Genomic DNA, 8761 nt, shown 5'->3' on the forward strand with positions numbered 1-8761 from the left:
AACGAAACAGCGATAGAGCGTACAAATCGTATGTACCCAATCGTGAAAGCACTTTTTTTATCATTATTTTATTCCGATTTTTGCTGCAAACATAAAATATATGATTGAAAAAGGCGCTGTTTTACCTATGTTTTATCTTCCGCCCGTTGAATATTTTGTAAAACTGAATATTTACAAGCCTGATATACTCATCGAAAGTGAAGAACATTTCCCCAAACAAACCTACCGTAATCGCGCTAATCTCTATTCTCCGGACGGTGTGCTGGCATTAACCGTGCCGGTTGTAAAGGGGGCAAAAAATCACACCGAAATAAAAGATGTAAGGATAAGTTACGATTTTGAATGGCAGCGACTGCACTGGCTCAGCCTGCAGGCCTGTTACCGCCGGTCGGCTTATTTTGAATATTATGAAGATGACCTGGCGCCTTTTTATGAAAAGAAATTTGATTTCCTTTTTGATTATAACCGGCAATTGTTGGAATTCATCCTGAAGGCTATCAAAATGAAAGTAGAGTTAAACTACACCCCCACCTATGAAGCGGAGTATCCAACAATGGCTGATTTAAGACACTCCATCAGCCCTAAAAAAGAAAACGATTTTAACCAAAAGCCCTACCTGCAGGTTTTTGATGAGCGACAGGGGTTTCAAAAAAACCTGAGCATCGCCGACTTGCTGTTTAACCAGGGGCCGCATGCTGTGAATTATCTTTAACCCAGTACCAGTTCCTTTTTGAGGTATATAAACAGCTCGTTCACCATGAATCAGAGTCTATTGCAGGGCAAATCTTATATAGACCAGGCTAACGCTGTCTGCTTTTAAGCCTTACGCGTGCACATTTTAAAACTCCGCCTTGTTGTTGGTAAGCAGTGCAGGTTAACAATAAATTTAAACTTTGTTAATATTGGTATTCTTAATTTCGCAACATTCATGTTACCTTTAGGTTTCAAACCAAATTGTCATCAACTTTGTATGATATTTGTAATAAAAAATACGTTGTAATAAAACGATGCGTCAGTCCAAAATAGTTAAGATATTATTTTTCCTTGCGGTATTGTTTTTTGTTGCAAAACCATTTTTGGGTTTTAGCATGTTCAACCGTTTAAATCCCCCTTTGGCGGTCAGTATTTTTGTAAAAGCTTTCACCAAACGTAAACAGGAGTATGTTAAAGACAGCAAATTTGACATTAAAACTGTGCAGCAAAAATTAGCCGACCCGGCCAATCAATTGCTTTTAGGTTTCGCGTTTCTTTTAAGTGTTCTTTTTCCTTTATTTTCATTAGATCGTATTTCCATAAGCAACCGCTATCTGCGAAGGCTTAAGTTTAATTTATCTCCTTTCTCTGATACATGGCTTATAAACAGCCAGTTCCTGATCTGATTTTTTACCGGTCAATCACTGTGCTCAGTGCTTTGACGTTCGTCCGCAAGCAATAAATTCTTTATTGCATTCCTATTTGTTTCCAACACATCGGTGCTGCTTTTTAAAGGCATGAATTAAGGTAATTATCAAGATAAAAAAATGAAGAGCAACAAATTATATATAGCATTAACCATTATGGCAATGGTTTTTTGTACCTCAATTATTTTTGCGCAGGCAAATAACAAAACCGAAGTTCCGGCAAACGTGCAGGCGGCATTTACGGCCAAATATCCTAATGCACAGGTTAAAGACTGGGAAGTAGTGAACGACCAGTTTACTGCAAAGGCAAAAGAAGCCGGTCACAAGTATTTAGCCACTTTTGATAAAAACGGCAACTGGGTGAATACGGTTATCAAATACAACTGGCCCGGGCACCTGAGCCCGTCGGTTAAAGAAGCTTTCAAAAAAAGCGAATATAGCGGTTGGCATATTTATGGCATTAACATTATCGAATCCCCTGCCGGGGAGGTTTACCAGGTGAAGGTTGATGATGCTAACCACAAGGTCAACGCCAACCACCAGGAACTTTTTACGGTAAACCATACCATTGAATTTAAACAGGATGGTAGCCAGGTAAAAGAAAATATCATTAATTAAGGTAATGTGGTCAAAAATGGTTGGTAGTTATTTGAAAAAATCTTTGTGTACGTCGTGAAATCCTTCGTGTCATTTGTGGTTGAATTCATAACTACAAAGAGCACTAAGGGTTCACAAAGATCACGGAGGCTTGGTTTTGCAGCTGTTTTAATTCCCATGTCTTTTTACCAGTTCTTTCATTGTGAAAATTCAATTATAGGAAACTTCTCTTTACTAAAATATTGAAAGTACCCCTTTTGTAAACTATATGGAAAAGCTCCAGGCAGCTAAAATTTATCTGTTTCTTGCAGCGCTGCTGTTCGTGGCAAAGCCCTTTTTAGGTTTTGAGATGTTCAGCAAATTGCACCCTCCTGTCGGGGAAAGTATCTTTATCAAAGCCTTTTCAAAAAGCAGGCCCGAATTTTCAGAAGACAACAACTTTAACCTCTTCGAAGTTCAAAAAAAGGCGCTCACCCCTCCTCCCCAGCTATTTTTGGGTATTTCTTTTTTATTAAGTATTCTTTTCCCCGTTGTTTTTGCTACCGGGGTTAAAATAAACCAGCACCATTTACGCAATATGCAGCTCGCTGTTTTCCAACCTGTGGATACCTGGCTGCTTAATGGTCATTTGCTCATCTGAGAAAGTGTTTTTGTCGCGTCAGCGCGATTTTTTTCAGGTTTTGGCAGTACCGCATCTGCCTATCCACAAAATATTTCTTAATTAATCTTTAAAACAAATGTTTATTATAAAACGATGCTTGTTTATGTGGTTATTGCTGGTAATAGCAATCAGCGCATATGCACAGCAACCTTTACCGGTTACATTAAAAGAGTTACTGAACAAGGTTGACCAAAAAGCGCCGGCTTTGTTAACCGACTCCGCAGCTATCCTTATAAGGCGTGCCCAGGCAAATGAAGTGCACAATAACTGGCTGCCTAACTTGAAACTAAATTACCAGGCCGATATCGGTACCAGTAATAATACCACCGGCCCTTATTTTGGCTTCGGTATTATCCCGTCAAGTTCGGGCGGGATCCATAATACCAGTGTGACCACGGCTTTGTCTGATAACCTTGGTATTGCTGCCCTTGATTGGGAAGTTTACAATTTTGGTAAATACGGCGCCCAAAACCGGGTGGCCAATTCCGATGTAACCGTCGAGCAAAATCAATATGCCGAATCAAAGTACGACTTGCGGGCCTTTACTATTGGCAATTATTTGCAATTGCTACGCTTGCAGGATTTTATGGGTATTCAATACCGCGACATCCAGCGCACACAGGAGATCCTCCGTTCCATTATGTCACTCGCCAAAAGCGGCGTGAGGCCGGGCGTAGATACCAGTATAGCCCAGGCAGAGTTGTCAAAAGCGCGGTTAAACTATATCGAAGTAAATAACCAGCTCAAACAGGTTCAATTACAACTTTCGGCAGTTAGCGGTTATCCGTATCAGTCAATAGTACCGGATACAACGGTTGAAATGACATTGATCGGTCAGCCTTCTGCCTACCTGTTTCCGGCAGATACAGCTAACCACCCGCTGATTAACTTTTACAGGTCGGTTTACCAGAATAACCTCGACCGGGAAAAGCTGGTAAAAAAAATGTATAACCCAGTGATCTCGTTAGAGGCGGCGGCGTGGGACCGAGGCTCAAGCGTGGATGCCAGCGGGCAGTACAACAGCCTTTCAAGCGGTTATGGTTTTCAGCGCGGTAATTATTTGGTTGGCGTAGGCATATCCTATAACCTGTTCGATTTACGCCGGCGGCAACTCAAACTGCGCACCCAAAAAGCCAGCACGGATTATGCCTATAAAAAACTGCAGGAACAGCAGCAATTGCTGAATTTTAGCGCCAGCCAGGCCGATGTAGAAATGGAAACAGCTTTAAACAGGTTGAAGGAAATTCCAAACCAGTTAAAAGCGGCCAACAATGGCTACCGGCAAAAGCTTTCGCTTTACAGGAATGGCCTTGCCGATATTTTGGAACTGGATGCAGCGCTCAATATCCTATACCGCGCCGAAACGGACTATATGCAGGCCAAATACGGTTACTCGAACGCGCTGTTCCGGAAGGCGATCACCGAGAACCAGGTAAATTCAATTTTAAACCTCTTAAAATAAAAATGAGTTTAGCAAAAGCAATAGTTGCCTCACCCCAGCCCTCTCCAAAGGAGAAGGAGAAAAAAAGCTTTCCTTTTAAAGTCCTCTCCTTTGGAGAGGATTTAGGTGAGGCTTCAAACATCTCAATATTAAATCTCTTAAAATAAAAAATTATGTCAATGGTCACCTCCGCACTCAAAAGGCCCATCACGGTAATTGTTATTACCATGAGCCTTTTAATTTTTGCAGTGCTCAGTGCAATCAATATACCGATAGATATTTTCCCGAAGCTAAACCTGCCCACTATTTATGTAATTGAATCATACGGAGGTATGTCACCTCAGCAGATGGAAGGTTTTTTCTCCACCCGCTTGCAGGATCAGTTCCTTTATGTTAACGGAGTAAAAACTATCACCAGTAAAAACATACAAGGTTTAACCATGCTGAAGTTAAGCTTTTACGAGAGCACTAACATGGCAGAAGCCTCGGCAGAAGTTGCCTTGCAGGTAAATCGCGCCATGAAGTTTTTTCCTCCTGGCGCTTTACCGCCGCAGGTAGTTCGTTTTGATGCTTCTTCGCTGCCTGTTGGGCAATTAGTGATGTCGGCAAAGGGGCGCAGTCTTAAAGAAATTTATGATATGGCAGCTACCCGGATAAGGCCGTTGTTTGCATCGGTGCCAGGTTTATCTGCTCCTCCCCCATTTGGCGCCAACTCCCGTTCTATCACCGTTAGTGTTGATCCTGATAAGTTACGCAGCTATGGCTTAACGGCAGATGAAGTGGTTGAAGCGCTGGCAAAATTTAATGTGATGTCGCCATCAGGTAACCTTCGCCTTAATAATATAATGTTTACAACTACCATAAATACCCTGGTAAAAAAGGCAGAGGAGTTTGGGGACATCCCGATAAAAACCAAAAATGGGGTCCCTGTTTTAGTAAAAGATGTTGCCCGGGTAGCAGATGCCTCGGATGTTACAGTGGATTATGCCCTTATTAACGGCAAACGTTCGGTATATATCCCAGTTGTAAAAACAGCGGATGCATCGACATGGTCGGTAGTGCAGGACTTGAAAAAGAAACTGCCTGAAATGCAAAGTTTATTGCCCGATGATGTTAAGATATCATACGAGTTCGACCAATCTGTTTTTGTGGTGAATGCTGTAAAAAGCTTAATGACTGAAGGTGGTTTAGGGGCCTTGCTTACCGGTTTAATGGTGTTGCTTTTCTTACGAGACCTGCGAAGCAGCCTGATTGTAGTGATAACCATTCCGGTGTCTATATTGATCGGGGTGCTGTTGCTTAGTTTATTCGGGCAAACTATTAACATCATGACACTGAGTGGTTTGGCGCTGGCTATCGGCATCCTGGTCGACCAGGCAACGGTAACCATTGAGAATATCCATCAGCACCTTGAAATGGGAAAGCCCAAACGATTGGCCATCTATGATGCCTGCGAGGAAATATCTTTCCCGTTACTATTGATATTACTTTGTATCCTTGCGGTATTTGCCCCATCCTTTCTGATGAATGGTGTGCCAAAGGCCATGTTTTTACCTTTGTCACAATCTATTGGTTTAACCATGATCGTATCTTACGTACTGGCCCAAACCCTTGTTCCTATTTTAAGTAACTGGATGATTAAAGCCGAACGTTACCAGCACTATCATCACGATAAAATACATGCCCATGCAGGTGAAGCTTTGGATCATAATGAAGCAATACAGATAAACCAGCACCTGATTGAGGAGCAAAAGCATCCTGAACAAAATGATTTTTTTGAAAAGGTAAAAATGCGTTTCGTAGCAATAATCAGCCGGTTAATGCCTCATAAAAAACTGATAGTTCCTGTTTACCTTGTAGTTGTATTGATACTTGCGGGCATTGGTTTTGTTTTTATTGGTAAAGATATGATGCCCAAAATAAATAACGGACAATTCCAGATTCGTATTAAAGAACCTGACGGAACCCGCCTGGAAAGGACCGAAGATGCACTGAAACAGGTATTGCAAATCATCGATAAAACTGTTAACCATCATGTAGCCATAACATCAGGTTATGTAGGATTAATACCAAGCAGTTATGGCACCAGCAACCTTTATATATTTAACACAGGGACACATGAAGCGGTGCTGCAGGTTGACCTTGATGAAAGTTACAAAGTTAATATGGATGAGTTGAAGGATGCGCTCCGAAAAAATATTTCCAATGCTTTACCTGATCTGCGGATAACATTTGAGCCTATAGACATGACGGAAAAGATCATGAGCCAGGGTGCCGCCACACCAATTGAGATCCGTGTTGCAGGGAAAGATATGACGCAAATTGAAACGTATGCCAATAAGGTTGTTGATAAAATGAAGCAGATAAGCTATCTGCGGGATGTGCAGATTGCACAGCCACTAAAAATTCCGGTAATAGCCATTACACTTGACAGGCTGAAAGTAGCTCAGTTTGGATTAAATATTACCGATATAGGGCGTTCTGTTACAGCAAGTACCTCATCAAGCCGTTTTACCGAAAAAAATCAATGGCTGGATGAAAAAGCAGCGTATACCTACCAGGTACAGGTGGAAATACCCGAATATGTAATGAATACCATGGACGAGCTGAAAGAGATTCCTTTATTAAAAGGGAAAAGCAGCCCTACCCTTGCCGATGTGGCTGATTTTAAAGTTACTTATCAACCCGGTGAATTCGACCGTACCGGTCCGAGACGGTTTTTAACAGTAAGTGCCAACATTTACAAAAAGGACCTTGGTACGGCAACAACCGCTGTTCAAAATGTTTTAAAATCAATAGGGACACCGCCGAAAGGCTTGATTGCAGAAGTAAAAGGCATGTCCAGTCTGCTGACTGATACTTTAACAAGTCTTCAAAACGGATTGTTATTTGCTGTCCTGGTTATATTTTTATTGCTTGCTGCCAATTATCAGTCGTTCAAGTTATCACTAACTGTACTCTCAACAATCCCTGCGGTAATTTTGGGTTCATTAACAGCATTATTGATCACCGGCTCAACACTCAATTTACAATCTTACATGGGAATGATCATGAGTACCGGGGTTTCGGTAGCCAACGCTATATTAATAGTTACGAATGGCGAAAATCTGCGCCTTGAATTTCGTGATCCCACCCGTGCTGCAATTACCAGCGCCTCTATCAGGTTAAGGCCTATCCTTATGACAAGTTTTGCCATGATGGCCGGTATGGTACCCATGGCTTCGGGAATGGGTGAAGCCGGCGAGCAAACAGCACCTTTGGGACGTGCCGTAATAGGCGGTTTATTTGCCTCTACCTTAGCAGCATTATTTATACTGCCACTAGTATTTGCCTGGGTACAAAATAAAACAACTTACAATTCACCATCATTAATGCCCGATGAAATTACAGAGAACCAACCTTCAACAATATAAAACCATGAAATTAAAAACCATCATATTAGCCGGTATAACCGGTTTATTTGCCGCCTGCTCGGGTGGCGAAAAACCGGTTGATTTAACCGCAGGTAATAAACAAGCAGTCAATAAATACCAATTAGGAACGATAGCTGAAAAGGCCTTATCAAGCGTTGCCCGCTTGCCAGGGCAACTAAATCCTTATAACGAAGTAAACCTGTTCCCTAAAGTAAATGGATTTGTTAAAAACCTTTATGTCGACCGTGGTTCAATCGTGAAAAAAGGACAACTACTCGTTACTTTGGAAGCACCTGAATTGGAATCGCAATTGCAGGCTGCGAATTCCCGTTACTTACAGGCGCAGGAAATTGCGCAGGCCAGCCGGGAAAAATACCAGCGGCTAAAAGAGGCATCCATTGAACCGGGTTCAGTATCCCCTTTAGATCTGGATAATGCGGTATCCAAAATGAAAGCAGACGAAGCGATGGCTCAGTCAGAACGTTCAAACGTAGCATCAGTGCGAACAATACAGAGTTACCTTAACATTTATGCCCCTTTTGATGGCATAATAGTTCAGCGTAATGTTTCGCCGGGAGCATTGGTTTCACCAGGTAAGGCTACCGACCAGCCTATGCTTGTTTTGCAGGATATCAGCAAACTCCGCCTGGAAGTGTTTATTCCCGAAGACTTTGTAGATAAAGTTGATTTGAACCAGCCGGTTACGTTCACCTTTAATGCAATGCCCGGGCTGCAACAAAACGCTAAAATAAGCCGTTCGGCAAATGCATTGGGCAGTATGCGCTCCGAAGCGATTGAGATTGATGTACTCAATAAAAACCGGCTATTAAAACCAGGGATGTATGCCGAGGTAAAAATACCTATGGTATCCGGGGCAAAATCTTTACTGGTACCTAATTCGGCAATTGTCAGGTCTACTGAGCGTGAGTATGTAGTTGTAGTTAGAAACGGTAAAGCAAACCTTGCAGATATTAAAGAGGGTTTAATAAGTAATGATTCCACCGAGGTTTTCGGGAGCCTGAAAGCCGATGATAAAATACTGCTCCACGCATCTGATGAGATCAAACAGGGAGATATACTGCAATAAAATGTGAGGATGTTTTATTGTTTTTTTAGCCGGCAAGCCTTAAAAGGCTGCCGGCTTTTTTTTTTCTTATACCTTGTTAAATAATAATAATACGTCCAATGGACTATGGATTGGTAAAATATCAGTGTTTAATATCTCCCATCCTATTAATACACCTTACCT

8 protein-coding genes are annotated in these 8761 nt (G+C 41.8%); all 8 read left to right on the forward strand.

The features are described 5' to 3' along the window. The first annotated feature begins 100 nt into the window (after nt 1-100). The 8 genes from QZY09_RS10495 (at nt 101) to QZY09_RS10530 (ending at nt 8599) form a co-directional block, all read left to right on the forward strand. A complete protein-coding gene (locus QZY09_RS10495; RefSeq protein WP_295672139.1) occupies nt 101-712 on the forward strand; it encodes a WbqC family protein in 612 nt (203 codons plus the stop codon). A 295-nt stretch (nt 713-1007) separates the two neighbouring features. Further along, nucleotides 1008-1379 (forward strand): hypothetical protein, encoded by a 372-nt coding sequence (locus QZY09_RS10500; protein ID WP_295672141.1) that lies wholly within the window; start codon nt 1008-1010, stop codon nt 1377-1379. 141 nt (nt 1380-1520) lie between these two features. Further along, entirely contained in the window at nt 1521-2018 is a 498-nt protein-coding gene (locus QZY09_RS10505; protein WP_295672143.1) for a PepSY-like domain-containing protein, read from the forward strand. A gap of 247 nt (nt 2019-2265) precedes the next feature. Beyond that, complete coding sequence (locus tag QZY09_RS10510; protein WP_295672145.1) at nt 2266-2637, forward strand: hypothetical protein; 372 nt, start codon at nt 2266-2268, stop codon at nt 2635-2637. Nucleotides 2638-2734: 97 nt separating this feature from the next. Continuing rightward, on the forward strand, nt 2735-4120 hold the full coding sequence (locus tag QZY09_RS10515; RefSeq protein WP_295672147.1) for a TolC family protein: 1386 nt from the start codon (nt 2735-2737) through the stop codon (nt 4118-4120). 2 nt (nt 4121-4122) lie between these two features. Continuing rightward, complete coding sequence (locus QZY09_RS10520; RefSeq protein WP_295672149.1) at nt 4123-4266, forward strand: hypothetical protein; 144 nt, start codon at nt 4123-4125, stop codon at nt 4264-4266. 6 nt (nt 4267-4272) lie between these two features. Next, on the forward strand, nt 4273-7512 hold the full coding sequence (locus QZY09_RS10525; protein WP_295672151.1) for an efflux RND transporter permease subunit: 3240 nt from the start codon (nt 4273-4275) through the stop codon (nt 7510-7512). A 4-nt stretch (nt 7513-7516) separates the two neighbouring features. Continuing rightward, complete coding sequence (locus tag QZY09_RS10530) at nt 7517-8599, forward strand: efflux RND transporter periplasmic adaptor subunit (RefSeq protein ID WP_295672153.1); 1083 nt, start codon at nt 7517-7519, stop codon at nt 8597-8599. Nucleotides 8600-8761: the final 162 nt, after the last annotated feature.

The sequence above is a fragment of the uncultured Mucilaginibacter sp. genome, from assembly GCF_903913935.1.
Classification (GTDB): domain Bacteria; phylum Bacteroidota; class Bacteroidia; order Sphingobacteriales; family Sphingobacteriaceae; genus Mucilaginibacter.

Excerpts from the sequence above, each read along its gene's own strand:
- QZY09_RS10495 (WP_295672139.1), top strand. The coding sequence starts at position 101 with ATGATTGAAAAAGGCGCTGTTTTACCTATGTTTTATCTTCCGCCCGTT.
- QZY09_RS10500 (WP_295672141.1), top strand. The coding sequence starts at position 1,008 with ATGCGTCAGTCCAAAATAGTTAAGATATTATTTTTCCTTGCGGTATTG.
- QZY09_RS10505 (WP_295672143.1), top strand. The coding sequence starts at position 1,521 with ATGAAGAGCAACAAATTATATATAGCATTAACCATTATGGCAATGGTT.
- QZY09_RS10510 (WP_295672145.1), top strand. The coding sequence starts at position 2,266 with ATGGAAAAGCTCCAGGCAGCTAAAATTTATCTGTTTCTTGCAGCGCTG.
- QZY09_RS10515 (WP_295672147.1), top strand. The coding sequence starts at position 2,735 with ATGTTTATTATAAAACGATGCTTGTTTATGTGGTTATTGCTGGTAATA.
- QZY09_RS10520 (WP_295672149.1), top strand. The coding sequence starts at position 4,123 with ATGAGTTTAGCAAAAGCAATAGTTGCCTCACCCCAGCCCTCTCCAAAG.
- QZY09_RS10525 (WP_295672151.1), top strand. The coding sequence starts at position 4,273 with ATGTCAATGGTCACCTCCGCACTCAAAAGGCCCATCACGGTAATTGTT.
- QZY09_RS10530 (WP_295672153.1), top strand. The coding sequence starts at position 7,517 with ATGAAATTAAAAACCATCATATTAGCCGGTATAACCGGTTTATTTGCC.